This is a genomic window from Sphingomonas glacialis (assembly GCF_014653575.1).
Taxonomy (GTDB): domain Bacteria; phylum Pseudomonadota; class Alphaproteobacteria; order Sphingomonadales; family Sphingomonadaceae; genus Sphingomonas; species Sphingomonas glacialis.
The window spans coordinates 530389-556099 of the sequence record NZ_BNAQ01000002.1 but is presented as its reverse complement, the minus strand read 5'-3'; the positions used below and the strand labels follow the sequence as shown (position 1 = coordinate 556099).

Below are 25711 nucleotides of genomic sequence, written 5' to 3'. Positions count from 1 at the left end.
CCCGGGAGCCACCATGTCGATCACCGCTGTCCCGCTAAAGCCCGTGAAGCGGGGTATTTTGGTGTACCTGTGGATCGGCATTGCCGTGCTGGTGATCGCCGCGATCGCGCTGGCGTTCCAGACGCCGGTCGATCCGTCGACCAGCTTCCTGGCGCGCAATGCGCGTGCGGCGGGCGTCCTGACCACGCCGTCGGGTCTGCAGTATCAGGTGCTGACCCCGGGGACCGGCGCGTCGCCGACCGACGACGATGTCGCTTTGGTCAACTATGAAGGCCGCCTGCTCGACGGCACGGTATTCGACAAGTCGCAGCAGCCGACGCCGATGCCCGTCGCGGGCGTCGTGCCGGGCTTCAGCGAAGCGCTCAAGCTGATGCGCAAGGGTGCGAAGTATCGCATCTGGCTCAAGCCGACCTTGGCCTATGGCGACAAATCGCCTCCCGGCATCCCGGCCAATTCGACGCTCGCCTTCGATGTCGAGATGCTCGAATTCATCCCGATGAGCACCTATCGCCAGATCCAGCAGCAGCAACAGATGATGCAGCAGCAGGGTGGGGCCGGTGGCATGCCGCCGGGCGCGGGCGCGGGCGGACCGCCGACCGGCCGCTGAGATGCGCAACCTCGCGATTGCCGGCGTGATCGGCGCGATTCTTCTCCCAGCGGCGCCACTGCACGCGGCGACCCACAAGGTGGTGCACCGTGCGGTCAAGGCGAAGCCCGCTGCGGTGGCCGTGCCGCTAAGTCCTGCTGAAGCCTTCCTCGCCAGCAACGGCAAGCAGCGCGGCGTCGTGACGACGCCGTCGGGCCTGCAATATCGCGTGCTGACCCCCGGCGTCGGCCCCGCCAAGCCAACCGATGCGGACGTCACGCTGGTCAATTATGTCGGCAAGCTGATCGACGGCACGACCTTCGACCAGAGCGCGCGCCCGACGCCGATGCCCGTTTCCGGCGTCGTCCCGGGCTTTAGCGAAGCGTTGAAGCTGATGCCGAAGGGTGCGAAATACCGCGTCTGGATCAAGCCGAGCCTCGGCTATGGCGATCGGGCGACCGGGCCGATCCCGGCTGGATCGGTACTGGCGTTCGATATCGAACTGCTCGATTTCGTCTCCGGCGCGCAATTCCAGCAGATGCAGCAACAGGCGGCGCCCGCCACACAATGAGCGCACTCGCGTGGAAGGCGTCGTTACTTTCTTTCGCGATGTACGCGGCGTATAAAGTGTGTCCAAATATCTTGAAATCGAAGGACGTCGATGCCAATCAAGCCATTGCGTAAAGCCGTTTTTCCCGTTGGTGGTTTGGGGACGCGCTTCCTGCCTGCGACCAAGGCGATGCCCAAGGAAATGCTGCCGATCGTTGATCGTCCGCTGATCCAATATGCCGTGGACGAAGCGCTCGAAGCAGGAATCGAGCAGATGATCTTCGTTACCGGACGGGGTAAATCGGCGATCGAGGACCATTTCGACATCGCCTATGAGCTCGAGGCGACGATGGCGGCGCGCGGCAAGTCGCTTCAAGTGCTCGATCAGACGCGTCTGGCCCCGGGCGCGGTTGCTTATGTCCGCCAGCAAGAGCCGATGGGGCTTGGCCATGCGGTGTGGTGCGCGCGCGACATCGTCGGCGACGAGCCGTTCGCGGTGCTGCTCGCCGACGATTTCATGCTCGGCAAGCCAGGCTGCCTCAAGCAGATGGTCGATGCGTACATGCAGGTCGGTGGCAATCTGATCTGCGCGCAGGAAGTCCCCGAGAACCAGACGCACATGTACGGCGTGATCACGCCGGGCGTCCGCAACGGGCCGCTGACCGAGGTCAAAGGTCTGGTCGAGAAGCCGGCCAAGGGCACCGCGCCGTCGAATCTGTCGGTGATCGGCCGCTACATCCTCCAGCCCGAGGTGATGCGCGTGCTCGAAAATCAGGAGAAGGGCGCGGGCGGCGAGATCCAGCTGACCGACGCGATGGCGCGGATGATCGGCGACCAGCCGTTCCACGGGCTGACCTTCGACGGCAAGCGCTATGATTGCGGCGACAAGGCCGGGTACGTCACCGCCAATCTGTCGGTCGCGATCGGGCGCGAGGATATCGGCGAAACGGTGCGCGCGTTCGCGGTGGATCTGCTGCGCTAAACCGAGCGGATCAGGGGGGCCGTCGCTAGATACCGTCGCCCAGTGCCCTCGATGCACAGCGCCGTCAGCACGCCACTGGCATAGGCGCCGGTATCGATCCCGATCCGGTTGGGTCGCTCGTCGGGGCGCTCGCTGATCGTATGCCCGTGGACCACGAACAGCGGATGCGCGGCCTCGCTGTCGAGGAAATCCTCGCGAATCCAGCGCAGGTCGCCGGTCCGCTGATGCTCGAGCGCGATGCCGGGGCGGATGCCGGCATGGACGAAGAGATAGTCGCCGAAGCGGAAGCTGTCGGCAAAACCGTCGATAAAGGCGAGGTCGCCGCGTGGGATCGCAGCGCGGATCACCGCGGCGGCGGCGGCGGGATCGAGCTCGGCGACGTCGCCTGCATCGACGCCGTAACTCTCGACGCATTCGGCGCCGCCGAATTTGAGCCAGTCGCGCAGCCGCTGCGGCTGCGCGCCAAGCGCGCGCACCAGCATTTCTTCGTGATTGCCCATCAGGACGACAGCGTGGAGCGTCGGGTCATCGAGCCCGCGCAGCCGCGCGACGACCCCTTGCGAATCGGGACCACGATCGATCACGTCGCCGAGCAGGACGAGGAATTCGCGCGCACAAGGCCGGGCCTGGCGATCCGCCGCGATCTGTTCGAGCAGTGCGTCGAGCAAGTCGAGTCGGCCATGGACGTCGCCGATCGCATACGCGCGCGATTCGGGTGGTCCGCTGGGCGGGCGGGGGTCAGTCGTCAGCACTCGTGGGACCTTTCATCGCGACCCGACTCGCAGCAACCGCGCGGGTCGGCGGCCACGCGCGTCAGCTCGCCAGTCGTAACGCTTCGCCGCGCGGAACGCTGCGCGGTTGATCGGGCCAGATGCCGCGCGTGTCATAGACGTGCTTGTCGGCGCGCTCGTCGAGTGGGACCGATTTGAAGACGTCGTGGTCGACCAGCACGATCATGATCCCGCACGTCTCGATCGCGCTGTCGATGTCGATCAGCGTCGTGCCGCTGCCATCGAAGCTCGGCGGGAGCGTGTCGGTATAGGGTTCGACGACACACAGCCGGTCGCCGAAGCGCGCCGCCAGCGCGAGCGCCACCTTCAACGCGGGGCTCTCGCGGAAATCGTCGATATTGGCCTTGAACGCGAGGCCGAGGCACGCGACGCGCATAGCGGGATTGGCCGCGACCATGGCTTCGGCGCGCTCGACGACATAGTCGATCTTGGCGTCGTTCACTTCGCGCGCGGTGCGGATCAAGGGCGTGTTGGCGGGGTCGGCATGGACCAGGAACCACGGATCGACCGCGATGCAATGCCCGCCGACGCCGGGGCCGGGCGACAGGATATTGACGCGCGGATGGCGGTTGGCGAGGCGGATCACCTCCCATACATCGACATCCATCGTGTCGGCGACGCGGCTCAGTTCGTTGGCGAAGGCGATATTGACGTCGCGGAAGGCGTTTTCGGTCAGCTTGGTCATCTCCGCCGCGCGGCTCGTCGTCGTGACGCACGCGCCGCGCACGAAGCGCCGGTAGAATTGGAGCGCCTTGCGCGCACAGCGCGGGGTGATGCCGCCGATCACGCGGTCATTGTCGATCAGCTCGACGAGGATTCGACCGGGCAGGACGCGCTCGGGGCAATAGGCGATCGCGACGTCGGGGCTGTCGCCGTTGCTCTTGCCGGGCACCTTGAGATCGGGGCGCAGCTCGGCGAGCAGATCGCGCACCTTCTCGGTCGTGCCGACCGGCGAAGTCGATTCGAGCACCACCACGTCGCCGGCCTTCAACACGCTCGCGATCGACTTCGCGGCGTCGAGCACATAGCCGATATCGGGCGCATGATCGGCGGCGAACGGCGTCGGCACCGCGATGACGAACACGTCGGCGGCTTCGATCCGCGTCGATGCGCGCAGCGTACCGCGCGCGACGACGCCCGAGACGAGGCCGTCGAGATCGACCTCCTCGATATGCACCTTGCCCGAATTGACCGTCTCGACGACATGCGCCGACACATCGATGCCGAGCACGCTCGCGCCGGTCCGCGCAATCACCGCAGCGGTCGGCAAGCCGATATAGCCCAGACCAACGACAACGACCTTCAGGTCAGCGTGCGACATCATCGATCCTGCGCCTTTACTTGCTCACGCTCCGGCTCATGCGCGCGGAGCGTTGATATTTCGGAAACGCGGCGTGCGCTCACGGCAATGCCACACCAAAGCCCTTGGCGACGATGCTGGCAATCCGTTCGCTCGCATGGCCGTCGCCGAACGGATTGTGCGCGCGTGCCATTGCGGCATAGGCGGCGGGGTCGTCGAGCAGCGTGGTGACCTCGGCGACGATCCGCTCCGGGTCGGTGCCGATCAGCTTGGCGGTGCCCGCGGCGACGCCTTCGGGGCGTTCGGTCGTCTCGCGCATCACCAGCACGGGCTTGGCAAGCGCGGGGGCTTCCTCCTGCACCCCGCCCGAATCGGTCAGCGCGATATGGCACAGGCCGAGCGCGCGGATGAAGTGCGGGTAATCGAGCGGATCGATCCGCGCGATGTTGGGGCGGTCGCCCAGCACGCGGTTCATCGCCTCGACGACATTGGGGTTGGGATGCATCGGGAAGACGATCGCAACGTCATCGCGCTCCGCGATCTGCCCGAGCGCGTGCGCGATATTGTCCATCCCGCCGCCGAAATTCTCGCGTCGATGCGTCGTGACGAGCACGATCTTCTTGCCCGCAAAGCGTGTCGCGATGTCGTCGAGCCCGGCGGCGAGCGACGGGTCGGCGGCAAGCTTCGCGCGCGTCGCGTGAAGCGCGTCGATCACGGTGTTGCCGGTGACATGGATCATCGCCGGATCGATATTCTCGCGCAACAGCGCATCGGCGGCGGTCTGCGTCGGCGCGAAATGCTGGTCGGCGATCGGCGCGACGATGCGGCGGTTCACTTCCTCGGGCCAGGGCTGGTAGATGTCGCCCGAGCGCAAGCCCGCCTCGACATGGCTGGCTGGGACCTTGCGGTAATAGGCCGCGAGCGCACCGACCATCGCGGTCGCGGTATCGCCCTGGACGATCACGCGGTCGGGCTTTTCCGCGTCCATCACGTCACCGAGGCCGGTCAGCAGCCGCGCGGTGAGGCGGTCGAGCGACTGGCCCGGCTCCATCAAATCGAGATCGACGTCGGGGGTGAGCCCGGCGATCGCGAGCACTTGGTCGAGCAGCCCGCGATGCTGCGCGGTGACGCAGGTGCGCACGTCGAGCCCGGGCACCGCCTTGAGCGCGGCGACAACCGGGAAGAGCTTGATCGCTTCGGGGCGGGTGCCGAAGATGACGAGGATGCGCGCGCGTTTCATGAGACTGTCCTAGCGTGCCACCCTTAAGGTGCTGCTAACCGCAGCCCGGGCAGCCGGGATCCTTGGGCAAGGCGATCGTGCGAAAGCGGAAGGCGAGCGCGTCGACCAGCAGCAACTTGCCCGCCGTATCCTCGCCGAAACCGACGATCGCGCGGAGCGCCTCGAGCGCGGCGAGGCTGCCCATGACGCCCGCCATCGCGCCGAGCACGCCCTGCTCGGAGCAACTGTCGCCCGCGCGGTCGCGCGCGTCGCCGACGAAGCAGCGATAGCACGGCTTGTCCTGCTCCCAGCCGCGGTACACGCCGAGCTGGCCCTCGAACTGCCCGACCGAGGCCGACACGAGGGGAATGCGCAGCGCGTGCGCGGCATCGGATACCGCGAGCCGCGTCGCGAACGAATCGCTGCCGTCGAGCACGACCGAGACCCCGCCGAGCAAATCGGCGGCATTGGCGGGCGTCAGCCGCGCGGGGCGTGCGTCGATCACGACATGCGCGTTGATCGCGCGTGCCGCGTCGGCCGCGGCGGCGACTTTCGATGCGCCGATGTCGCCTTCGCCGAACAGCGTCTGGCGCTGGAAGTTCGACAGATCGACGGTATCGTCGTCGATCAGCACGAGCCGTCCGACACCCGCTGCGGCGAGATACTGGATCGCCGGGCTGCCGATCCCGCCCGCGCCGATCAGCGCGACGCTCGCTGCCTTGAGTGCAAGCTGTCCCGCCCCGCCGACCTCGCGCAGCACGATATGGCGCGCATAGCGCTCGAGCTCGGCGTCGGAGAGCGTCATTCGCGCCAGTCGAACACGATGGTCGCGCGGTACCAATGATCGGTGGTCCCGGCGCGCAGCGCGAGGTTGCCGCGCGCGAACCCCGTCACGAGACCCGCGGCATATTGCTCGACCGTCGGGCAGTTGATCGCGTGCGGCACGGTGCGGCGGACGATGCCATCCGCGCCGACCAGCGTCGCGACGTCGACCTTGACGACGTAATGCCCGTCGGCGGGCTTGGCCATCGGGCAGCGATTGGCGGTGATCTCGCTCGCGACGAAGCTCGTCAATTGCGGCGTGAGGCGTGGCGCCGCGACATAGGGCAGCGGCGCGAGCGTCGCCCAGTCAGCGGGGACCGCGGGAAGCTCCGCAGCCTGCAGCAGCAGCATGAAAAGTATCATCGTCCGGTCGATCCAAAGCCCCCGGTTCCGCGCTCGGTATCGTCGAGCGTGGCGACTTCGTCGAGGATCGCGCGTTGAACCGGGGCCGGAACGAGTTGGGCAATCCGGTCGCCGCGCGCGATCTCGAACGGCGCCTGGCCGAGATTGGCGAGGATCACCTTCACTTCGCCGCGATAATCGCTGTCGATCGTGCCGGGGGTGTTGAGGCACGTGATGCCATGTTTCAGCGCGAGTCCCGAGCGCGGGCGAACCTGCACCTCGAAGCCATGCGGGATCGCGATCGCAAACCCCGTCGCGACCGCGGCACGCGCGCCTGGCGCGAGCGTCAACGCCTCGGCGGCGACGACGTCGAGCCCGGCGGCGCCATCGGTCGCATACGCGGGCAGGGGCAAGTCTTCGCCGTGCGGCAAGCGCTTTAGCGCAATCGTGATCGGCGGCGTGGCAGGCGTATGCATGCGGACGGCCTTAGCAAGTCTGGCAGTCGGTGTCGAAGCCTGCCGCGTGCAACGGAACCGCGCGGCGTCTCGGTGGTTCAGAACATACCAGAAACATGCGAGTATCCCATGGCCGACACCCCGCACAATCCGAAGCTCGACGAGCATCCGGGATCGAACACCGAGAAGAACCCCGACCAGTGGGTTTCGGGCGGTGACCCAATGACCGGCGCGCAGGAATCGTATCTGACGACGCTCAGCGAAGAAGCGCATGTCGAGCCGCCAAGCCCCGACCTGAGCAAGGCCGATGCGTCGAAGCGGATCGACGAATTGAAGGGCAAGCTCGACCTGTAAGGGTTTGCCCTCCCCGTGCGCCCAAACCGTCACCCCGGCCCCGTGCCGGGGTCCACCGTGCCGCGCGCCATGACGGCCACTATTCGCGGCACGGTGGGCCCCGGCACAAGGCCGGGGTGACGGGGAGGGGGGAGGCGGTTCGTTAGTCGGCCAAGGCTTGGACGATCCGCTCCGCAAGCCGTTCCGCGACCGCTTCCTTGGCCATCCGCGCCCAGCTCTCGACCCCGTCCTCTGTGACGATATGCACGCTGTTCGCAGCACCCCCCATCACATCCCCCGACACATCGTTCGCAACGATCCAGTCAACCTGCTTGCGCACGCGCTTGGCGGTGGCGTGGTCGATCACATGTTCGGTCTCCGCCGCAAACCCGACCAGCAACCGCGGACGCTGCGGGCTGCGCGCGAGCCCCGCAAGAATGTCGGGATTCTCGACGAGATGCAGCACCGGCGGACCGCTCGCGCCCTTCTTGATCTTCTGCCCCGCGCTGTCGACGCGCCAGTCGGCGACCGCCGCGACGAGCACAGCCGCATCGGCGGGGAGCGCGGCTGCCACCGCCGCCTCCATTTCGAGCGCGGTCTCGACATCGACTCGCGTCACCCCGGTAGGCGTCGCGAGCGTCACCGGCCCCGCGATCAGCGTGACGCGCGCGCCCCGCGCGGCAAGCGCCGCGGCGATCGCGAAGCCCTGTTTCCCCGACGAGCGATTGGCGAGATAGCGCACCGGATCGATCGGCTCGTGCGTCGGGCCGGCGGTGACGAGGATATGCAGTCCGGCAAGCGCGCTCACCGGGCGAGTGCCTGGATCGCGGCGAAGATCGCCGCAGGTTCGGGCAACCGCCCCGGGCCGAATTCGCCGCACGCCATCGCCCCTTCGTCGGGCTCGAGCACGGTGATCCCGTCGCCGCGCAGCGTGGCGACGTTGCGGCGCGTCGCGGCGTGCTGCCACATCCGCACGTTCATCGCGGGCGCCGCGAGCACCGCCTTGTCGGTCGCGAGCAGCAGCGTGGTCGCAAGATCGTCGGCGATTCCCCCCGCCATCTTCGCCATCAAATCGGCGGTCGCAGGCGCCACGACCACCAGATCGGCCTCGCGGCTGAGCTGGATATGCCCCATCTCGGCCTCGTCCTTGAGATCCCACAGCGAGGTATAGACTTGGTTCTCGGACAAGGCCGCGAGCGTCATCGGCGTGACGAAATGCGCGCCGCCCGCGGTCAGCACGCATTTCACGCCGATCCCGGCCTTGCGGCACAGCCGGATCAGCTCGCACGCCTTGTACGCGGCGATCCCGCCGCCGACGATCAGCAGGATCTTCACCGCGTCACCCGCGTCACGATGATTTTCCGTCGCGGCTCGCGCGCAGCGGCGATCAGGTCGCGCAGGCCGTCGGGCGCGAAGGCCAGGCCGATCAGGAGCGTGGGGGCGATCATCAGTCCCCAATAGAAGGTGTCGGTCCGCCCGAACAGCGCCAGCAGCAGCGCATAGGCAGTGAACACGCCGAGCGCGCGCAGCGCAAGCGGACTGCGCCACGCCGACCAGCCGAACAGCGCCAACCCGACGAGCGGGGCGGCGATCCACAGCGGCGCAAGATCGAGCGCGGTCGAGATCTGCATCGTCTTCACGAAAAAGCCGAAGCCGAGCAGTCCGGCCCAGCCGGGCGAGGCGGGATCGGTCTCGCGCACCACCATCGCCACGGCGTGCGCGTGGAGCGCGACGACGATCGCGAGCACGCCGAGCGTCGCTGCCCAGCCGATCGCCTCGCGCCGCCGCCCCTCGGCGAGCGCGAACAGCACCATCACCCCGACATAGAGCGCGGCGTTCTCGCGGATCAGCATCGCGATCAGCCCGATCGCGACCGCCTCGATCCATTTGTCCTCGCGCCGCACGGCGAGCGACAGCGCTATCAGCAGCCCGCCCCAGATCTCATGGAAGGCGATGAGATCGCTTTGCACGAACGCCATCAGCCCGCTGGCGAGCAGCGCAAGCGCGATAAGGCGCGGCGCGGGGCGATTGAACACCCCGCCAAGCCGCAGGTACCAGGCGTAGCCGACGCCAGCGACGAGCGCGTAGAGCAACGCGATCGTCGCAAGGCGCGGCAGCGCGGCCTGGACGACCGCGAGCGTCGGCAAGCGGAAGGTCACGAACGGGCGCATCGGATAGTCGCCGGTGCGCAGCGCCTGTGCGGTCACGCTGTAATAATCGCCCCCGGCGCGGATGCCCTGGACGATCGTCTCGTACAGCATGACGTCGCGCTGGTCGTCGGCGCGCGACGCGGGCGTGTGGCTCACCGGCGGCGGCCCGGGGCTGGCGAGCGCGAGCAGCGTCGCAAGCAGCAGCAAGGCGAGCAAAGCCGCGGCGATCCGCGCGCGCGGTTGCGACAGCGCGGCATAGCGCGATGGCTCGGCCAGCCAGAAGGGCGGCCGTGGACTCACGCCAGCGCGTCGCGCCGCGGCGAGCGGAGGCGCCGCCTCACCCCCACAGCATCCACCCCAGACCCAGACTGGCACCCGCGCTCAGCACCGCGACGAGCGCATAGCGCCAGCCGCCGCCGATCCGCACGACCTCGATTTCGCGCAAGGGGGGCTCGGGCGGCGCGCCGGGCGGATTGGGGAAGCGCCGTTCGATATTGCGGATCAGGTCGGGAAGTCGCGCGAGCGTACGGAAATCCTCGACCAACCGGTCGGCGACCGCAGCCTCGGGGCCAAGCTCGGTGCGGATCCATTCGCGCACGAACGGTGACGCTGCGTTCCACAGATTGATCTCGGGATCGAGGCTCGTCGCGACGCCTTCGACCATCACCATCGTCTTCTGCAGCAGCAGCAGATGCGGCTGGGTCTGCATATCGAAGTCGCGCGTGATGTTGAACAGCCCGTCGAGCATCATCCCGATCGACATGTCCTTGACCGACATGCCGCGCATCGGCTCGCCGACCGCACGCAGCGCCGTCGCAAACTCGGCGACACTGTGGTGCGGCGGGACATAGCCCGCCTCGAAATGGATTTCGGCGACGCGCTTATAATTGCCGGTGATCAGCCCGTAGAGGATCTCGGCGAGCCAGACGCGCGCGCGCCGGTCGATCCGCCCCATGATGCCGAAGTCGATCGCCGCGATCTTGTTGCCGGGCAGCGCGAACAGGTTGCCCTGGTGCATGTCGGCATGGAAGAACCCCTCGGCGATCGCCTGGCGCAGGAAGGCGTGGACGAGTGTGTTGGCGAGCAGCGGCAAGTCGTAGCCCGCCGCGACCAGCGCGGGGCGGTTCGACAGCTTGATCCCGTTGATCCATTCGAGCGTCAGCACCTTGCCGGTGGTGCGCTGCCAGTCGATCTTGGGCACCAGGAAATCGGGCTCGGCGGTCATCGCGTCGGCGAGTTCGGATGCCGAGGCGGCCTCGCGCCGCAAGTCGAGCTCGCGCGCGGTCCAGCGCTTGAAGGTTTCGATGACGAGGCGTGGGCGCAGGCGGGCGAGTTCGCCGCCATAGCCTTCGACTTGCGCCGCGGCCCATTGATAGGTCTCGATCGCGCGCGCGAAATCGACTTCGACGCCGGGGCGCAGCACCTTGATCGCGACGGTGCGGCCATCGGTGGTGACGCCGCGGTGGACTTGCGCGATCGACGCTGCGCCGACGGGCACCGGGTCGATCGAGGCGAACAGCTCGGCCGGATCGCGCCCGAAGGCGCGCGTCATCGCGGCGTGGATCGTCTCGTAGGGGACGGGCGGGAGCGCGTCCTGGAGCCGCATCAGATCGTTCGACGCCGCCTCGCCGACGATATCGGGACGCGTCGCGAGCGTCTGGCCGAGCTTGATCGCGGCGGGGCCGATCGCCTGGAGCGCATCGGCATAGCGCGGCACGGCGGGAACACGCGCGCCGATGCGCGCGATCCGCGCGAGGCGACGGATCGGCAGCGGGGTGTTCTGATCGCGCTCGATGCCGCTCAGCGCGCCGTGGCGCGCGAGGATGCGGCCCCATTTGAGCAAGCGCCATACGTGGGTTGCGGGGGCGGTCATATCGTAAGCCCCTCCCCTTCAGGGGAGGGGTTGGGGGTGGGGGACGCCTCGCAGAGCGCAGCACCTGTTACGGCCCCACCCCAACCCCTCCCCTGAAGGGGAGGGGCTTTTGTTTCGCGCCCCATCAAATCTTCCACCCGTGGTGGATCGCGACCAGCCCGCCAAGCATCGGCTCGACCCCCGTCTGCACGAAGCCCGCATCGCGGATCATGCCTTCAAAGGTCGGCATGTCGGGGAACCGCCGGATCGATTCGATCAGATAGCGATAGCTGTCCTCGTCCTGCGCGAGCAGCTTGCCGAGCTTGGGGACGAGCTTGTGCGAATAGGCGTCATAGACGTCGGCGAATCCCGGCCACAGCGTGGTCGAGAATTCGAGGCAGAAGAACCGCCCGCCACGCCGCAGCACGCGGTTCGCCTCGCGCAGCGCCTTGGGGATGTCGGTCACGTTCCGGATGCCGAACGCGATCGTGTAGGCATCGAAGAAGCGGTCGGGGAAGACCAGCGTCTCGGCATTCGCCTCGGTCCACACCAAGCCGTCGATCCCGCGCTTGGCCGCGCGGTCGACGCCGACTTCGAGCATTTGCGGGTTGATGTCGGCAACGGTGACGCTCGCGCCCGATTCGGCGAGGCGGAAGGCGATGTCGCCGGTGCCGCCGGCCATGTCGAGGATCTGCTCGCCGTCGCGCGGCTTCACGCGGCGCACGAAGCGGTCCTTCCACACGCGGTGCATCCCGCCCGACATGGCATCGTTCATGATGTCATAGCTGCGTGCGACGCTCGAGAAGACGCCGCCGACGCGCGCGGTCTTTTCGGTGGCGGGGATGTCTTCGTAGCCGAAGGAGACGGTGCCAGAGTTTGGATCGTTCATGTCGCACGCTCTAGCCGAGCAAAGCGGCGGCGCAAACCGCTGCGTTGCAGCTCGGACAAATCGTCTCGCGCGGCCCATTCATCCTTCTTCTCCGCGTCTCCGCGGCTCCGCGTGAATCCAATCTTCTTTTCACGCGGAGACGCGGAGAAGAAGAAGGGCGCGGCGGGTGCTACGCAGTGGAAGCGCCCTTTGGCCCGAGCGCCAAGTGGCCTCGGTGTGGGTCGCCGCTTGCGCGGCGGGCGTGGAAGCGGGCAGGGACGGGGGATGCCAGAACTTCCCGAAGTCGAGACCACCGTGCGCGGGCTCCGGCCCGTGCTCGAGCGCCAGCGCATCACGCTGGTGCAAACCCGTCGCGGTGATCTGCGGCGGCCGTTTCCCGACGATCTCGGGCAGCGGCTGACCGGCGCGACCGTGACGGGCCTGTCGCGCCGCGCGAAATACGGGCTGATCGAGACCGATCGCGGCGACACGATGATCTTCCACCTCGGCATGTCGGGGCGCTGGCGAGTCGATCCCTCCGAGCTGCTGCCGCACGACCATTTGATTCTCGAAACCGCGACTCAGCGCCTCGCGCTCAACGATCCGCGGCGCTTCGGCTCGGTCGATCTGCTCCCGACCGAATCGCTTGCGGATTTCCCCGCGTTCAAGGCGCTCGGCCCCGAACCGCTCGGCCCCGAACTGACCGTGCCCTATCTCCACGCCAAGCTCGCCGGGCGAATCGCCTCGATCAAGTTGATGCTGCTCGACCAGCGACTCGTTGCGGGGCTCGGCAATATCTATGTGTGCGAAGCGCTGTTCGCCGCGGGAATCTCGCCCAAGCGCGCCGCCGGGACCGTCTCGCGCGCCAAGCTCGCGCGACTCGTGCCGGCGATTCGGGAGGTCTTGCTCGCGGCGATCGACGCAGGCGGCTCGTCGTTGCGCGATTACGCCCGCCCCGACGGCGAGCTCGGCTATTTCTCCAAGCAATTCGCGGTCTATGGCCGCGAGGGCGAGCCGTGCAGCTGCGGCGGCACCGTCGAGCGCTATGCCGAAGGCGGCCGCTCGACTTTCTGGTGCCCGAAATGCCAGAAATGATTGACCGCCACCGCCGTTCTGCGTAAGGCGCACGGCTTCCGGGGCCGGGAGCGATCTCCCGCCCTTTCTTATTTACAGATCAGAGGGCTTCATGGCGAACACGCCACAGGCGAAAAAGCGCATCCGTCGTAACGCCGCGCGGACCATCGTGAACGGCAACCGTACCGGCCGCATCCGCACCTTCGTCAAGAAGGCCGAGACTGCGCTCGAAGCGGGCGACAAGGCTGCTGCAACCGCCGCGATGGCGATGGTTCAGCCCGAGCTGATGCGCGGCGTTGCCAAGGGCGTGCTGCACAAGAACACCGCGAGCCGCAAGTTCTCGCGCCTGACCAAGCGCCTCACCGCGCTCGCTTAATCCCAATCGGGTTACGCAACGGCTGATCGCCCGCTGGACACAGGTCCGGCGGGCTTTTTGTCGTGGTCTACGCTTTTCGACGCGGCGATGGGTCTCGCAGTGTCGACTTAACCCCTATCAAGGAACGTTGCGCGAACGCTTTTGACCGTCCAAACGGCAAAGGCGCAGTTTACCGCGATTCGCAGAACCTTCATCAAAGTGTCACTGACGAAACGCCCTGATTTCATAGGCTTGTGAGATTTTCGACGCGAAACCTTCGCTCAATCCGAGTCAACCGGGTATATTTAGAAAATGTGACAGGTCGGGGCCTTGCTCGACTCGCTGCGATCTTCATAAATGGCCCTCCGCCGCGAGCGGTGTTTCTGGCTCGCGACCTACTTTGAATGGCAAGCGTCAGACGGATCGTGATTCCGCCTGGGGGGATGTTTGTCTGTCGTAATTTCAGCGGTGCGGGGTCTCCCGCAGCTCGCAATGCAAAGGTTTTGGCGTGGTCTTGACGGTGAACAGGGGGGGTGACGCGCACGATACCGACTTTGCCGGCGGGCAGGCCGATACGGTCGCGCGCGCCTGGAATACGGTGCGGACGCATCTGCGCGAATCGGCCGGGGTGCGGTTGTTCGATCAATGGCTCAAGCCGATCGCGCTCGTCGCGGGCGGGGACGGCGAGACGGTACGGCTGACGCTGCCGTCGGCGTTCATGACGAACTGGGTGCGCAACCATTACGGCGACCGGCTGCTGCAGGAATTCCGCGCGCTGGTGCCGAGCGTCCGCAGCGTGGCGATCGAGACCGGGATGGCGGCGGCGCCGACGCCCGTGCTCAAGGCCGAGCCAGCGCCCGCACCCGTCGCGCCGGCCGAGCCCGTGGTGATCGCCGACCGTCCGACGCTCGATCCGCGCTTCACCTTCGACCGCTTCGTCGTCGATGCGTCGAACCGCGTCGCGTTCAACGCCGCCAAGGCGCTCGCCGAGCCCGGCGTGCCGCGTTTCAGCCCACTCTTCCTCCATAGCGGCACGGGGCAGGGCAAGAGCCACTTGATGCACGCGATCGGCGCTGCCTACCTCGCGGCAGTGCCCGAGGCGCGTGTGCTGATGATGTCGGCCGAACGCTTCATGTTCGACTTCGTCCAGGCGCTGCGCAGCCGCGACACGCACAGCTTCAAGCTGCGGCTGCGCTCGGCCGATCTGCTGCTGGTCGACGACCTCCAGTTCATCGCCGGCAAGGATTCGACGCAGGAAGAGTTCTTCCACACGATCAACGAAGTGATGGGCGCGGGCAAACGCCTCGTCATCTCGGCCGATCGCTGCCCGCAGGGGCTCGACGGGGTCGAGGCGCGGATCATGTCGCGGCTGTCGTGCGGCCTCGTCGCCGATATCAAGAATTCCGACTTGGCGCTGCGCCGCGCGGTGCTGACCCGCAAGCTGCTCGACATGCCCGGCGCGAAGGTGCCGGGCGACGTGCTCGACCTGCTCGCCGCGCGCATCACCGCAAGCATCCGCGACCTCGAGGGCGCGCTCAACCGCGTCGTTGCCTATGCGCAGCTCACTGGGGTCGAAGTCGATCTCGAATTTGCCGTGGCGACGCTTGGCGACGTGCTGCGCGGGGCGGAACGCCGCGTGACGATCGACGAGATCCAGAAGGCGGTCTCGGCGCATTTCGAATTGAAGCCGGTCGATCTGGTGTCGGCGCGCCGCGCGGTGGTGGTGGCCCGCCCGCGCCAGATCGCGATGTACCTCGCCAAGCGGCTGACGACGCGCTCGCTCCCTGAGATCGGGCGCAAGTTCGGCGGGCGCGACCATTCGACGGTGATCCACGCGGTCCGCCGGATCGAGGAACTGCGCGACACCGATCGCGAGATCGACACCGCGGTGCGCGTGCTGCTGCGCGAGCTCGAGGGATAGCGAGCGCGCCGAAATTCCGGTATGGCCAAGGCCGTATTCGGAGGCAGGCGATGCAGTTGGCGAAGTGGGGCGACGACTTCGCGGTCCGTTTGCCCAGGGAAATGGTCGAGGCGCTCGCGGTGGAGCTTGGCGAGGAGCTCGATGTGAAGGTTCAGAACGGGTCGATCCGCATTTCGCGCAAGATGACGCCCGAAGAGGCGATCATAGGTCTGCGGCAGTTTCGGGGGATGATGCCCGCGGACTTCAAGTTCGACCGTGACGAAGCGAATGCCCGGTAGCTTTTTCGACAGCAATGTTCCGCTCTATCTCGCTGCGGGCACGTCGCCAAAAGCCGATCGCGCCGAGTCGCTCCTGTCGAAGGGTGGCGTGATCAGCGTTCAGGTCCTGAACGAGATCGCCAATGTCGGGCTCCGCAAATTCGGGATGTCGATGGCCCAACTCGACCTATTCCTAGCCGGGATTCGCGGCGCGATGCGAACGATCCCGGTTTCGATCGAGATTCACGAATTGGCGCTGGAAGTCCGCGAACGGCACCGCTTTGCGTTTTACGACTGTGCGATTGTCGCCGCCGCACTGCTGGCGGATTGCGACACGCTCTGGTCCGAAGACATGCACGATGGCCTCGTCATCGAGCGCCGCCTGACGATCCGCAACCCGTTCGCCGCTGCCTAGACCTGCAGCCCCACCGCCGCCTGCGCCTTGGCGAGCGTCGGCGCCGCCAGCACTGCCGCACGCGCCGCGCCGTCGGCGAGCACCGCGCTCACCGCCGCGCGATCATCCAGCAATGCCGTCAGCCGCTCGCGGATCGGGGAGAGTGTCGCCACGGCCAGATCGGCGAGCGCAGGCTTGAACGCGCCGAAGCCTTGCCCCGCGAACTGTGCCAGCACCGCGTCCGGCGTGCTCCCTTCGAGCGCTGCATAGATCGTCACGAGGTTCTTCGCCTCGGGCCGCTCGGCAAGACCCGCGACCTCGCCCGGCAGCCCGTCGGCATCCGACTTGGCCTTGCGGACCTTGCTCGCGATCAGCTCGTCCGAATCGACCAGGTTGATCCGCGACGCATCGCTCGGGTCCGACTTCGACATCTTCCCGCTCGCATCGCGCAAGCTCATGATCCGCGGTGCGGCCTTCGAGATGAACGGCTCGGGCAGCGTGAAGGTGTCGCCATAATCGCTGTTGAACTTGACCGCGATGTCGCGCGCGAGCTCGAGATGCTGCTTCTGGTCCTCGCCCACCGGCACGTGCGTCGCCTGGTAGAGCAGGACGTCGGCGGCTTGCAGCACGGGATAGGTGAACAGCCCGACGCTTTGCGTCTCGCCCTTCTTGCCGGCCTTGTCCTTCCACTGCGTCATGCGGCTGAGCCAGCCCATCCGCGCGGTGCCGCCAAGGATCCAGTGCAGCGCCGAATGCGCCGGCACGCGTGCCTGGTTGAACAGGATCGAGCGCTGCGGGTCGATCCCGCACGCGAGCAGCGTCGCCGCCATCTCGGTGGTGTGCGCGTTCAGCTCAGCCGGCACGACCGGCTGCGACAGCGCGTGCAGATCCGCCAGGAAGAACAGGCATTCGTCGCCCGCCGCCATCGTGTCCTGCATCGCCACCCACTGGCGGATCGCGCCGAGATAGTTGCCGAGGTGGAGGTTGCCGGTGGGCTGGATGCCGGAGAGAACGCGCATGGGTTATTCCTGAACGGGTTTTGAGGTCGCGCCGCGCTTGCGCAGCAGCGCCTTGATGTCGGCGATGCGATACGCGCCGGTGACGAAGCACGCCACGCCATAGACCGCGCCGCCCGCGCCGACCAGCACGCCGAGCGCGCCGTAGCGCACGATCAGCGGCCCGCCGAGATACGGATCGAGCCATTGCTCGAACGCATAGATCGTCGCGCCCATCAGCAGTGCTGCCAGCAGTAGCCGCGGCACCTTGCGACGCAGCCCCGCATCGGCGACGAAATGCCCGCGTACGGCGAGCGTGCGGTAGAGCATCGCCACGTTGACGGTGGAGGCGAGCGCGGTCGCCAGCGGCGGGCCGACATGGCCGATCAGCGGGATCAGCACGAGGTTGCCGACGATATTGACCGCAATCGAGATCATCGCATAGCGCACCGGCGTCCGCGTATCGCCGCGCGCGTAATAGCCCGGTGTCAGCACCTTGACGAGCACGTACGACGGCAGCCCGATCGAGAAAGCGCTCAGCGCCCAGCCGCAGCGCTTGGCGTCCATCGCGCCGAACTTGCCATATTCGAACAGCCCGCGGACGATCGGCTCGGCGGCGACGAGGAAGGCGATCGTCGCGGGAAGCGTGAGGAACAGCGCAAGCTCGATCCCGCGATTCTGCGTGTCCATCGCCGCCGCGTCCTGGCCCGAGGACAGCAGCCGCGAGATCGTCGGCAGCAGGATCGTGCCGAGCCCGATCCCGATCAGCCCGAGTGGGAGCTGGTTGAGCCGGTCGGCATAATAGATGTACGTGATCGAGCCCGACGCGAGCAGGCTGCCCGCAAGCGAGGTCGAGATCAGCAGATTGATCTGCGACGCGCCCGCACCCGCGGCGGCCGGGACGATGAGGCGCAGCATCTCGCGCACATCCGCATCGAGCCGCGGCATGCGCAGCCGCATGTCGACGCCCGCGCGGTGGCACGCGAGGATCAGCCAGGCGAGTTGCAGCACGCCCCCGACCGTGACCGAGATCGCCTGGACGCGCGCGGTCTCATATTCGTCGGCGCCGTGGAAGAACCACAGCCCGCCGATCATCGCGAGGTTGAGCAGGATCGGCGCGGCGGCATTGACCCAGAATTTGTCGAGCGAGTTGAGGATCCCGCCGAGCAGCGAGGCGAGCGAGATCAAAGCGAGATAGGGCAGGGTGATCCGCGAGAGCATGACCGCGAAGGCGAATTGCGCGTGGCTCGGATGCTGGCGCGCAAAGCCGCCCGACAGGAGATAGGTGATCGGCCAGGCCGCGAGCAGCATCGCCACCGTGAAGACGATCAGCACCGGCAGCAGCACCGCCAGCGCGCGCTCGGCAAAGGCATAGCCGGCGGGGAGGCCCTCGGGACCCGCGGCCTTCTTGTTGAACAGCGGAATGAAGGCGGCGGAGAAGGCGCCCTCCGCGAAGAGCGCGCGGAACATGTTGGGCAAGCGGAAGGCGACGCCGTTGAAGGCATCCGATGCGAACCCCGCGCCGACATAGCGTGCGGCGAGCGAATCGCGCAGCAAGGCGAGCACCCGGCTGACGAGCGTCAGCCCGCCGACCGAGCCAAGGGATTTGACGAGGTTCATTGCGCCATCAGCCCGACACCCATTTCGTCACCCCGGACTTGTTCCGGGGTCCACCGGGCCGCGCGCCGATCGGCGGAGAGTGTGCGGCGCGGTGGACCCCGGGACAAGCCCGGGGTGACGCGGCAAGATTACGCCGTGCCGAACGCGCCCGAGGCTTCGCCGGCTTCCTGCTGCTGCAGGAACACCGCGCCGAAATCGATCGGCTCGAGCAGCAGCGGCGGGAAGCCGCCGTCGCGGACCGCATCGGCGAGCACGCGGCGCGCGAACGGGAAGATCAGCCGCGGCGCTTCGGCGAGCAGGAACGGCTGGAGATGCTCGAGCGGGAAATTGCGCAAGCCGAACAGCCCGGCATAGGAAAGGTCGACCAGGAACGCGACCGTACCCTCGGCCTCGGCCTTCACTTCGATCCGCAGGACGATCTCATAGACGTCCTCGCCGACCTGCGCCGAGGCGATGTTGAACTGGACGTCGATCGCCGGCGGCGTCGGGTTCTGGAAGATCGCCGGGGCGTTGGGGTTCTCGAACGAGAAGTCCTTGACGTATTGCGAGATCAGACCCGCCGCCGGGGTCGTATCGGCCCCATTTGCCAACGGCGCGCCGTCGACCGTGGTGGTGATGAAGCCGTCATCCTGCTCGCTCATGGAACTCGTCCTTGCTTTGGCCGTATAGTCGCCACAGCGTTGTGGCATGGAAGGCGCGCGCCTAGCAGGGGGTGGGACCGAGTTCAACCGAGGCCCCACGGCTTTGACAGGCACCGCGTACAATCACGTCGTTTGAAACAGCGGCGGTTTATGCCTATGTAGCGTGTCTAGTGAAAGCCCTGGAGGCCGCGTGTTCCTGATTGTTATCCTCGCGATGGTCGCCGGTTTTCTGGCGCTGCGTCTGTACATGGTGCTCGGCAAGCGCACCGGGCATGAGCAGCCCTTGCCCAAACCCGCCGAGGACCGCGCGCCGCTGACGCTGGTGCAACGCCCGACCGAAATTGCCGGCGAAAGCCGCGAGCCGGTCAGCCGGTTGGTCGAGCCCAAGGCCGAGGCCGGCATCCGCGCGATTATCGCCGGCGACTCGTCGTTCGACGTGGCGCGCTTCCTCGATGGATCGAAGGCGGCGTATCGCATGATCCTCGAGGCGTTCTGGAAGGGCGACGAGGAAGAACTCGCCTGGCTCGCCGAGGACGATGTGCGCGAGGCGTTCGTCGCTGCGATCGAAGCGCGCAACACCGCGGGCCACGTCCTCGAAAATCGCCTGGTCTCGATCGAACGCGCGGTGATCTCCGACGCGACGCTCGAGGGCAAGGTTGCGCGCATCACGGTGCGCTTCGACGCCGATATCGCTGCGGTCACGCGCGATGCCGAGAATACCGTCATCGCCGGCTCGATGAGCGACGCGGTCGAGACGCACGACGCCTGGACCTTCGCGCGGACGCTCAAGAGCAGCGATCCGAACTGGAAGCTCGCCGACACCGACGAGGCGTGATCGCGGTGCGGGGGGACGTTCGGGTTTCGCTTTCCGGCCTTCGGTACGGGAAGTCCGTTGGCGTAACCGCGTTGGCGCTTTTCCTCGCGGCCTGCGGCGGTGGGCAGATCGAACGCCCCCGCGCTATCGGCAACGGGCAAACTCCCGTCCGGCGCCCCGTACCGGCAACGCCGATCGCTCCGACCCAGGCCGTCACCGCGCCCGGGCCGACCGCGCGTAGCGCGGGCGTCATCGCCGGGCCGCCGCTCTACAGCTTGCCGATCGACGATGCGCAGGCCGAGCGCGCGCTCGTCGCCTTCCGCGCGACCTGCCCCTCACTGCAACGCCGCACCGACGCCACGGGGCTGACGCACGGCGCCGACTGGCAGCCGGCGTGCGCCGCCGCGCCGAGCGTCCGTTCGGGCGGGGCGCGTGCGTTCTTCGCGCAATATTTTGAAGCAGTCCAAGTCGGCGACGGCAAGGCGTTCGCGACGGGCTATTACGAGCCCGAGATCCGCGGCTCGCGCGATCGGCGACGCGGGTACGAGGTGCCGATCTACGCGCGTCCGTCCGACCTCGTCGATGTCGATCTCGGGCTGTTCAGCGATACGCTCAAGGGCAAGAAGATCCGCGGTCGTGTCGCGGGCAAGAGCTTCGTCCCCTATGACGATCGCACCGCGATCGAGCAGGGCTCGCTCGACGGCCGTGCGCCGATCATCGCCTGGGCGGCCGATCCGATCGAACTGTTCTTCCTGCAAGTCCAGGGCTCGGGCCGGCTGCGGCTGCCCGACGGGTCGGTGATGCGGATCGGCTATGAGAGCCAGAACGGCCGCGATTACACCGGCATCGGCGCGCTGATGAAGCAGCGCGGGCTGCTCGCGCCGGGGCAGAGCTCGATGCAGGGCATCGTCGGTTGGCTGCACGATCATCCCGACGAGGGCCGCGCGATCATGCGCGAGAACAAGAGCTACGTGTTCTTCCGCGAACAGACCGGGCCGGCGCTCGGCGCGCTCGGCATTGCGGTAACGGGCGGGGTGAGTGCTGCGGCTGATCCGCATTTCGTGCCGCTCGGCGCGCCGGTTTTGCTGTCGATGGACCGCGCCGATGCGAGCCGCTTGTGGATCGCACAGGATACCGGCGGCGCGATCAAGGGCGCCAACCGGATCGACACCTTCTGGGGCGCAGGCGCCGATGCGGCGGCGACGGCGGGCGGAATGGCGGCGCGCGGCACCGCGTTCCTGCTGCTGCCGGTCGGCACGCTGCAGCGCCTGGGTGCTGCGACGGCGGGCTGACAGGGGTGGGATCGCGCCCGCTCCGTCCCGAGGAAGCCGCGCTGTGGGCGCGCGTGATGGCGGGGGTCCGCCCGCTGCGCGCGGTCGCGCCCGCCGCCAAGGCGGTCCCGATCGCGCCGGTCGAACGTCGTCCCGTTCCCGCGATGCGCGTCCCCGAAAAACCTCTCCCATCGTTCGGCGCGTTGCTCGGCAAGGGGACGGTCGGCTCGGTCCCGCCGCTTGGCCGCAAGGGCATTTCGATCGCCGCGCCCCCCAAGCCGCCCGGCAACACGCTCGACGGCAGCTGGGATCGCCAGCTGTCGCGCGGGCTCGTCTCGCCCGACCGCACGATCGACCTCCACGGCCATACGCTGCACTCGGCCTATGACCTGCTCGACGCCGCGCTCGATGCAGCGATCCGCGCCGGCGACCGTGTGATCCTGCTCGTTACCGGCAAGCCGCCGCGCCCGGCGAGCGAACGTCCGCATGCGCGCGGTGCGATCCGCGCAGCGACGGGCGACTGGCTCGCCGGATCGCGCCACTCCGCAGCGATCGCGGCGGTGCGCGGGGCGCATCCGCGGCATGGCGGGGCGGGGGCTTTGTATATTGTCCTCAAGCGTTTGCGGGCATCACAAAACTCTTAACCTTTTGCTGCGAAGGTCCTGCCAAGCCCGCGCAAACGATCGGGTCAGGAGTCGCGCACTGCTACAATGGACGAGGTCACGCTCAAGAGTCGCGCGGTCGTTTTTGCGATTTGCGCTGGGGCTGTCGCCTTCTTCCTCGCGGTGCTTGCGACGTCGGCGGGGGGCGTCCAGCTCGATAATCTGACGCGGGCGTTGATCCCCGCGGTGGTCTGCGCGGCGATGTGCTGGGCCTCGGCCGAGCGCAGCATCGCCGGCACCGCCGGCGCGATCGACGCCGCGATCGAACGGCTGGCGCATGCCGCCGAGGGCGACCTCGCCAGCGCGATCCCGCCCGAGATCGGCGAGAACGTTCCGCAACTCGCGCGCGCGATGGAAAGCCTGTTCACGCAGATGACCGCGCATCTCGACGGCGTCCAGCGCCTAGCGATGTTCGATCCGGTGACGGGCCTCGCCAACCGCAGCAACTTCCGCGCGACGTGCGAGCGAATGCTCGCGACGCCGCCCGCGACCGCGCGGGACACGCGCGGTGGCCTGTTCTTCATCGATCTCGATCGCTTCAAGGTGGTCAACGATACGATGGGGCATGCCTGTGGCGACGCATTGCTCGGCATGGTTGCCAACCGTCTGCGCGCCGTTGCCGACAGCATCGCTCGCGAGCCCGACGGCGTGCCGCCACTGATCGGCCGGCTTGCCGGCGACGAATTCACGATGTTCTTCCCCGCGATCGGCGCGGCCGGCGATGCCGCGAAGATAGGCTGCGACATTCTGCGCGCGCTCGCCGAGCCGTTCGACCTGGGCGGCGCCAACGTTTCGATCGGCGCGTCGATCGGCATGGCGCTGTGCCCCGAACACGGCGTGACGCTGACCGAGCTGATGCGTGCCGCCGATGCCGCGATGTATCATGCCAAGGGCAGCGGACGCGGTCGCGCCGAACCGTTCAGCGTCGAGCTCGCCGCGCGCATCGCCGCGCGTGCGACGCTCGAGGGCGATCTGCGCGAAGCGATCGACCGCGACGAATTCGCGCTCGTCTTCCAGCCGCAGATCAGCGTCGATCACGGCCGGATCGTCGGGGCCGAAGCGCTACTCCGCTGGCGCCACCCGCGCGAGGGGCTGCGCTTGCCGCTGACCTTCCTCGATTGCGCCGAGGAGACCGGGATGATCGTCGATATCGGCGACTGGGTGGTCGATTCGGTCGCCGCGACGATCGCGCGTTGGGGGCGGATCGGGATCGAGCAGCGGCTTTCGGTCAACGTTTCGCCGCGCCAGATCGATCATGCGCGCTTCTTCCACGGACTGCGCGCCGCGCTCCACCGCGCCCGCGCCCCCGCGCATCTGCTCGAGCTCGAGATCAGCGAGACGCTGGCGATGCAGTGCAGCGACGACGTCCTCGATGCGATCGTGCAGCTCCGCGCCGCCGGCGCGACGATCGCGATCGACGATTTCGGGACGGGCTATTCGAACCTCTCGCGGCTGCGCGCGCTGCCGATCGACCGGATCAAGCTCGACCGCAGTCTGGTCGCGCCCGTCGCCGACGATGCCGCCGCGCGGATGATCGCGCAGGCGGTGGTCGGCGTGATCCACGCGCTCGGCTGCGAGGCGGTTGCCGAAGGGGTCGAGACGCAAGCGCAAGTCGATATCCTGCGCATCATCGGCTGCGACGTGATGCAGGGCTATGCGATCGCGGCGCCGATGGAGGAATCGGCGTTCGTCGCGTGGAGCCGCGGCAGCGTGCGCCGCGCGGTCGGCGATGGTGCGGTCCTGGCGGGTGTCGGCTGGCGCGGCTGACGGCGCGTGCCGCTCAGCGTTTCACGCCGCGCAGCATCTGCCACACCTTCATCCCGCCGGTCGGCTTGGCGACGCCGTCGAGCCGCTCGGCGCGGACGATCGTGACGGGCTTGGCCATCATCTGCCCCTTGAACGCACCGTCGCCGCCGGGCAGCGTCGGCCGCGCGAGCATCCGCTTGACCACATCCATCCCGACGATCACGCGCCCGAACGCGGCATAGCCAATGAACCCCGGCCGCGCGTCGAGCGAGGGATTGGCGCCGACCATGATCGAGAAATTGCCCGACCCCGAATCGCTGCGCTCGTAGCGCGCCATCGAGAGCGTGCCGTCGAGATGCTTGATCCCGGTCTTGTTGGTCGGCTCGAGCGGGACGACGCCGAGCATGCGGTGCGAATCGGTGCCGATCCCGCCCTGGACGAAACCGGTATTGGGCGCGGTCTTGCGCCGCGTCGCGCGGTAGAAGCTGGTGCCCTCGAAGCGCCCGTCATCGACATAGGCGAGGAAATTGGCGACCGTCCCCGGTGCGCGGCGCGCATCGAGCGCGACGACGATCGGCCCTGCCGCGGTGACGAAGCGCACGCGGACCACCGCTGGCTCGCGCGGCGCGGCCGCGGGGGAGGCGCCCGCGGCGATCCCCGTACCTGCCATCGCCAGCGCCAAAAGACTCGTTCGAAACCGCATCGCATCCAACCTTGTTGTCGTTCGCCCGCGCGGCGCGCGCCGAGACCCTGGCGATACAGCGCGCTGCGACGTGCGCAACCGTCGCGGGCTGCATGGTGCCCGGCGCTTGGTGAACGCCCCATAAATGGCGCATTCCAGACCCGTTCAGGCCGACTCGCCTACAGCTTGCAACAAGCTAGCCCGCTGATGCGTTATTTGGCGATGCACGGGGAATGCTTGGAATGAGGAGATACGAGATGAACCACCTGATGAAGAAGATCGGTCTCGGCCTTGCCCTTGGCGCGACCGCATTGACCGCAGCAGCACCCGCCGAAGCGCAGCGCTGGGGCGGCTATCGTGGCCATGGCGGCTATTATCGAGGCGGCGGCGGTGGCGGGACCGCGATCGTCGCCGGGATTGCCGGCCTCGCCGTCGGCGCAGCGCTCGCGTCGAACTCCAACCGTGGCTATTACCGCGACCGCGGGTACTATCGCGGTGGCTATTACAATGACGGCTATTACCGCGATCGCGGGTATTACAGCGGCTATTATGCCGAGCCGGTCTATGAGCAGCGCTGCTTCATCGAGCGTCGCTGGGATGGCTATTACGATCGTCCGGTCAACGTTCGCGTCTGCCGCTAAACTGGCGACTGCGCGAGGCGATGCGGCGCGGGACTTCGGTTCCGCGCCGTTTTCGTGTCTGGCGTGGGGGCGATTTTTCCGTCATGAGCCCGGGGCATGACCGATACAGATCAGACCCCAGACCGCCTGTCCTCCAACCCGCGCAGCCCGCATTATGACGAGGCTGCGCTCGCCCGCGGGATCGGCATCCGCTTCAAGGGCCAGCAGCGCCACGACGTCGAGGAATATAGCCGCTCCGAGGGCTGGATCCGCGTCGCGCTCGGCAAGAAGGTCGACCGCCACGGCCAGCCGCTGACGCTCAAGCTGTCGGGCGAGGTCGAGGCGTGGTTCGAGCGGCCGGCTGACGGCGCGGATACCGCCGAGGGCTGATTTCGTCTTAGCCCCTCCCC

At 67.6% G+C, this 25711-nt stretch carries 28 protein-coding genes and 1 pseudogene; 15 read left to right on the top strand and 14 right to left on the bottom strand.

Going from position 1 to position 25711, the window contains the following annotated elements:
- The first annotated feature begins 13 nt into the window (after nt 1–13).
- The 3 genes from IE187_RS09265 (at nt 14) to galU (ending at nt 2117) form a co-directional block, all read left to right on the top strand.
- Nucleotides 14–607 carry an FKBP-type peptidyl-prolyl cis-trans isomerase gene (locus IE187_RS09265; RefSeq protein ID WP_189675989.1) on the top strand — a complete coding sequence of 198 codons (594 nt, stop codon included), beginning with the start codon at nt 14–16 and terminating at the stop codon, nt 605–607.
- Between the two features lies 1 nt (nt 608).
- Nucleotides 609–1157 carry an FKBP-type peptidyl-prolyl cis-trans isomerase gene (locus tag IE187_RS09260; RefSeq protein WP_189675988.1) on the top strand — a complete coding sequence of 183 codons (549 nt, stop codon included), beginning with the start codon at nt 609–611 and terminating at the stop codon, nt 1155–1157.
- Between the two features lie 90 nt (nt 1158–1247).
- Entirely contained in the window at nt 1248–2117 is an 870-nt protein-coding gene (gene galU, locus IE187_RS09255) for a UTP--glucose-1-phosphate uridylyltransferase GalU (protein ID WP_189675987.1), read from the top strand.
- On the opposite strand, the gene IE187_RS09250 is transcribed toward galU, so the two are convergent.
- From IE187_RS09250 to dut, 6 genes are all read right to left on the bottom strand, one after another.
- Nucleotides 2114–2869 (bottom strand): metallophosphoesterase family protein, encoded by a 756-nt coding sequence (locus tag IE187_RS09250; RefSeq protein ID WP_189675986.1) that lies wholly within the window; start codon nt 2867–2869, stop codon nt 2114–2116. The genes galU and IE187_RS09250 overlap by 4 nt on opposite strands.
- A gap of 61 nt (nt 2870–2930) precedes the next feature.
- Nucleotides 2931–4232 (bottom strand): UDP-N-acetyl-D-mannosamine dehydrogenase, encoded by a 1302-nt coding sequence (wecC, locus tag IE187_RS09245; RefSeq protein ID WP_189675985.1) that lies wholly within the window; start codon nt 4230–4232, stop codon nt 2931–2933.
- A gap of 76 nt (nt 4233–4308) precedes the next feature.
- The gene (wecB, locus tag IE187_RS09240; RefSeq protein WP_189675984.1) at nt 4309–5448 is read right to left on the bottom strand and encodes a non-hydrolyzing UDP-N-acetylglucosamine 2-epimerase; all 1140 of its coding nucleotides are present in this window, start codon (nt 5446–5448) and stop codon (nt 4309–4311) included.
- Between the two features lie 34 nt (nt 5449–5482).
- Nucleotides 5483–6232 (bottom strand): HesA/MoeB/ThiF family protein, encoded by a 750-nt coding sequence (locus IE187_RS09235; protein ID WP_189675983.1) that lies wholly within the window; start codon nt 6230–6232, stop codon nt 5483–5485.
- A complete protein-coding gene (locus IE187_RS09230) occupies nt 6229–6612 on the bottom strand; it encodes a hypothetical protein (protein WP_189675982.1) in 384 nt (127 codons plus the stop codon). The genes IE187_RS09235 and IE187_RS09230 overlap by 4 nt, the downstream gene beginning before the upstream one ends.
- Nucleotides 6609–7067: a dUTP diphosphatase gene (dut, locus tag IE187_RS09225; protein ID WP_133191833.1), complete on the bottom strand. Its 459-nt coding sequence runs from the start codon at nt 7065–7067 to the stop codon at nt 6609–6611. Before dut ends, IE187_RS09230 begins: the two co-directional genes overlap by 4 nt.
- 108 nt (nt 7068–7175) lie before the next feature.
- Here dut and IE187_RS09220 point away from each other — a divergent pair, with 108 nt between their 5' ends.
- Nucleotides 7176–7400 (top strand): DUF3072 domain-containing protein, encoded by a 225-nt coding sequence (locus IE187_RS09220; RefSeq protein ID WP_133191834.1) that lies wholly within the window; start codon nt 7176–7178, stop codon nt 7398–7400.
- Nucleotides 7401–7542: 142 nt separating this feature from the next.
- Here IE187_RS09220 and coaBC read toward each other — a convergent pair.
- From coaBC to IE187_RS09200, 4 genes and pseudogenes are all read right to left on the bottom strand, one after another.
- A pseudogene (coaBC, locus tag IE187_RS09215) lies at nt 7543–8714 on the bottom strand (bifunctional phosphopantothenoylcysteine decarboxylase/phosphopantothenate--cysteine ligase CoaBC).
- A complete protein-coding gene (locus IE187_RS09210; protein ID WP_189675981.1) occupies nt 8711–9829 on the bottom strand; it encodes a glycosyltransferase family protein in 1119 nt (372 codons plus the stop codon). The pseudogene coaBC and the gene IE187_RS09210 overlap by 4 nt, the downstream one beginning before the upstream one ends.
- Nucleotides 9830–9866: 37 nt before the next feature.
- Complete coding sequence (gene ubiB, locus IE187_RS09205; protein WP_189675980.1) at nt 9867–11402, bottom strand: 2-polyprenylphenol 6-hydroxylase; 1536 nt, start codon at nt 11400–11402, stop codon at nt 9867–9869.
- Nucleotides 11403–11526: 124 nt separating this feature from the next.
- Complete coding sequence (locus tag IE187_RS09200; protein WP_189675979.1) at nt 11527–12270, bottom strand: class I SAM-dependent methyltransferase; 744 nt, start codon at nt 12268–12270, stop codon at nt 11527–11529.
- 264 nt (nt 12271–12534) lie between these two features.
- Between IE187_RS09200 and mutM the strand changes: the two genes are divergently transcribed.
- The 5 genes from mutM to IE187_RS09175 all read left to right on the top strand — a co-directional run bounded on the left by mutM (nt 12535) and on the right by IE187_RS09175 (nt 16271).
- Nucleotides 12535–13344 carry a bifunctional DNA-formamidopyrimidine glycosylase/DNA-(apurinic or apyrimidinic site) lyase gene (gene mutM / locus IE187_RS09195; protein ID WP_189675978.1) on the top strand — a complete coding sequence of 270 codons (810 nt, stop codon included), beginning with the start codon at nt 12535–12537 and terminating at the stop codon, nt 13342–13344.
- A 91-nt stretch (nt 13345–13435) separates the two neighbouring features.
- Entirely contained in the window at nt 13436–13699 is a 264-nt protein-coding gene (gene rpsT, locus IE187_RS09190; protein WP_133191840.1) for a 30S ribosomal protein S20, read from the top strand.
- 499 nt (nt 13700–14198) lie between these two features.
- A complete protein-coding gene (gene dnaA, locus IE187_RS09185) occupies nt 14199–15599 on the top strand; it encodes a chromosomal replication initiator protein DnaA (RefSeq protein ID WP_133186068.1) in 1401 nt (466 codons plus the stop codon).
- A 50-nt stretch (nt 15600–15649) separates the two neighbouring features.
- On the top strand, nt 15650–15877 hold the full coding sequence (locus tag IE187_RS09180) for an AbrB/MazE/SpoVT family DNA-binding domain-containing protein (RefSeq protein ID WP_189675977.1): 228 nt from the start codon (nt 15650–15652) through the stop codon (nt 15875–15877).
- The gene (locus IE187_RS09175; RefSeq protein WP_189675976.1) at nt 15867–16271 is read left to right on the top strand and encodes a PIN domain-containing protein; all 405 of its coding nucleotides are present in this window, start codon (nt 15867–15869) and stop codon (nt 16269–16271) included. The genes IE187_RS09180 and IE187_RS09175 overlap by 11 nt, the downstream gene beginning before the upstream one ends.
- Here the strand turns inward: IE187_RS09175 and trpS are convergent.
- The 3 genes from trpS to secB all read right to left on the bottom strand — a co-directional run bounded on the left by trpS (nt 16268) and on the right by secB (nt 19506).
- Nucleotides 16268–17269, bottom strand: coding sequence for a tryptophan--tRNA ligase (gene trpS / locus IE187_RS09170; protein WP_189675975.1), 1002 nt, complete (start codon nt 17267–17269; stop codon nt 16268–16270). The two genes, IE187_RS09175 and trpS, sit on opposite strands and share 4 nt — an antisense overlap.
- Nucleotides 17270–17272: 3 nt before the next feature.
- Complete coding sequence (gene murJ / locus IE187_RS09165) at nt 17273–18865, bottom strand: murein biosynthesis integral membrane protein MurJ (RefSeq protein ID WP_189675974.1); 1593 nt, start codon at nt 18863–18865, stop codon at nt 17273–17275.
- A gap of 128 nt (nt 18866–18993) precedes the next feature.
- The gene (gene secB / locus IE187_RS09160) at nt 18994–19506 is read right to left on the bottom strand and encodes a protein-export chaperone SecB (RefSeq protein ID WP_133186078.1); all 513 of its coding nucleotides are present in this window, start codon (nt 19504–19506) and stop codon (nt 18994–18996) included.
- Nucleotides 19507–19696: 190 nt separating this feature from the next.
- On the opposite strand from secB, the gene IE187_RS09155 reads away from it, so the two are divergent.
- The 4 genes from IE187_RS09155 to IE187_RS09140 all read left to right on the top strand — a co-directional run bounded on the left by IE187_RS09155 (nt 19697) and on the right by IE187_RS09140 (nt 24020).
- Nucleotides 19697–20341, top strand: coding sequence for a Tim44/TimA family putative adaptor protein (locus IE187_RS09155; RefSeq protein ID WP_189675973.1), 645 nt, complete (start codon nt 19697–19699; stop codon nt 20339–20341).
- A 71-nt stretch (nt 20342–20412) separates the two neighbouring features.
- Nucleotides 20413–21612 (top strand): murein transglycosylase A, encoded by a 1200-nt coding sequence (gene mltA / locus IE187_RS09150; protein WP_229839319.1) that lies wholly within the window; start codon nt 20413–20415, stop codon nt 21610–21612.
- Nucleotides 21613–21668: 56 nt separating this feature from the next.
- Nucleotides 21669–22235, top strand: coding sequence for a Smr/MutS family protein (locus tag IE187_RS09145; protein ID WP_189676242.1), 567 nt, complete (start codon nt 21669–21671; stop codon nt 22233–22235).
- 66 nt (nt 22236–22301) lie between these two features.
- The gene (locus tag IE187_RS09140; RefSeq protein ID WP_189675972.1) at nt 22302–24020 is read left to right on the top strand and encodes a putative bifunctional diguanylate cyclase/phosphodiesterase; all 1719 of its coding nucleotides are present in this window, start codon (nt 22302–22304) and stop codon (nt 24018–24020) included.
- A 13-nt stretch (nt 24021–24033) separates the two neighbouring features.
- Here the strand turns inward: IE187_RS09140 and IE187_RS09135 are convergent, their stop codons facing one another.
- Entirely contained in the window at nt 24034–24702 is a 669-nt protein-coding gene (locus IE187_RS09135) for a peptidylprolyl isomerase (protein WP_189675971.1), read from the bottom strand.
- Nucleotides 24703–24938: 236 nt separating this feature from the next.
- Between IE187_RS09135 and IE187_RS09130 the strand changes: the two genes are divergently transcribed.
- Complete coding sequence (locus tag IE187_RS09130) at nt 24939–25322, top strand: hypothetical protein (protein ID WP_189675970.1); 384 nt, start codon at nt 24939–24941, stop codon at nt 25320–25322.
- Nucleotides 25323–25418: 96 nt separating this feature from the next.
- Nucleotides 25419–25691, top strand: coding sequence for a DUF3297 family protein (locus IE187_RS09125; RefSeq protein WP_189675969.1), 273 nt, complete (start codon nt 25419–25421; stop codon nt 25689–25691).
- Nucleotides 25692–25711: the final 20 nt, after the last annotated feature.

Excerpts from the sequence above, each read along its gene's own strand:
- IE187_RS09265 (WP_189675989.1), top strand. The coding sequence starts at position 14 with ATGTCGATCACCGCTGTCCCGCTAAAGCCCGTGAAGCGGGGTATTTTG.
- IE187_RS09260 (WP_189675988.1), top strand. The coding sequence starts at position 609 with ATGCGCAACCTCGCGATTGCCGGCGTGATCGGCGCGATTCTTCTCCCA.
- galU (WP_189675987.1), top strand. The coding sequence starts at position 1,248 with ATGCCAATCAAGCCATTGCGTAAAGCCGTTTTTCCCGTTGGTGGTTTG.
- wecC (WP_189675985.1), bottom strand. The coding sequence starts at position 4,232 with ATGATGTCGCACGCTGACCTGAAGGTCGTTGTCGTTGGTCTGGGCTAT.
- wecB (WP_189675984.1), bottom strand. The coding sequence starts at position 5,448 with ATGAAACGCGCGCGCATCCTCGTCATCTTCGGCACCCGCCCCGAAGCG.
- IE187_RS09235 (WP_189675983.1), bottom strand. The coding sequence starts at position 6,232 with ATGACGCTCTCCGACGCCGAGCTCGAGCGCTATGCGCGCCATATCGTG.
- IE187_RS09230 (WP_189675982.1), bottom strand. The coding sequence starts at position 6,612 with ATGATACTTTTCATGCTGCTGCTGCAGGCTGCGGAGCTTCCCGCGGTC.
- dut (WP_133191833.1), bottom strand. The coding sequence starts at position 7,067 with ATGCATACGCCTGCCACGCCGCCGATCACGATTGCGCTAAAGCGCTTG.
- IE187_RS09220 (WP_133191834.1), top strand. The coding sequence starts at position 7,176 with ATGGCCGACACCCCGCACAATCCGAAGCTCGACGAGCATCCGGGATCG.
- ubiB (WP_189675980.1), bottom strand. The coding sequence starts at position 11,402 with ATGACCGCCCCCGCAACCCACGTATGGCGCTTGCTCAAATGGGGCCGC.
- IE187_RS09200 (WP_189675979.1), bottom strand. The coding sequence starts at position 12,270 with ATGAACGATCCAAACTCTGGCACCGTCTCCTTCGGCTACGAAGACATC.
- mutM (WP_189675978.1), top strand. The coding sequence starts at position 12,535 with ATGCCAGAACTTCCCGAAGTCGAGACCACCGTGCGCGGGCTCCGGCCC.
- rpsT (WP_133191840.1), top strand. The coding sequence starts at position 13,436 with ATGGCGAACACGCCACAGGCGAAAAAGCGCATCCGTCGTAACGCCGCG.
- IE187_RS09180 (WP_189675977.1), top strand. The coding sequence starts at position 15,650 with ATGCAGTTGGCGAAGTGGGGCGACGACTTCGCGGTCCGTTTGCCCAGG.
- IE187_RS09175 (WP_189675976.1), top strand. The coding sequence starts at position 15,867 with ATGCCCGGTAGCTTTTTCGACAGCAATGTTCCGCTCTATCTCGCTGCG.
- trpS (WP_189675975.1), bottom strand. The coding sequence starts at position 17,269 with ATGCGCGTTCTCTCCGGCATCCAGCCCACCGGCAACCTCCACCTCGGC.
- murJ (WP_189675974.1), bottom strand. The coding sequence starts at position 18,865 with ATGAACCTCGTCAAATCCCTTGGCTCGGTCGGCGGGCTGACGCTCGTC.
- secB (WP_133186078.1), bottom strand. The coding sequence starts at position 19,506 with ATGAGCGAGCAGGATGACGGCTTCATCACCACCACGGTCGACGGCGCG.
- IE187_RS09145 (WP_189676242.1), top strand. The coding sequence starts at position 21,669 with ATGGCGGGGGTCCGCCCGCTGCGCGCGGTCGCGCCCGCCGCCAAGGCG.
- IE187_RS09140 (WP_189675972.1), top strand. The coding sequence starts at position 22,302 with ATGGACGAGGTCACGCTCAAGAGTCGCGCGGTCGTTTTTGCGATTTGC.
- IE187_RS09135 (WP_189675971.1), bottom strand. The coding sequence starts at position 24,702 with ATGCGGTTTCGAACGAGTCTTTTGGCGCTGGCGATGGCAGGTACGGGG.
- IE187_RS09130 (WP_189675970.1), top strand. The coding sequence starts at position 24,939 with ATGAACCACCTGATGAAGAAGATCGGTCTCGGCCTTGCCCTTGGCGCG.
- IE187_RS09125 (WP_189675969.1), top strand. The coding sequence starts at position 25,419 with ATGACCGATACAGATCAGACCCCAGACCGCCTGTCCTCCAACCCGCGC.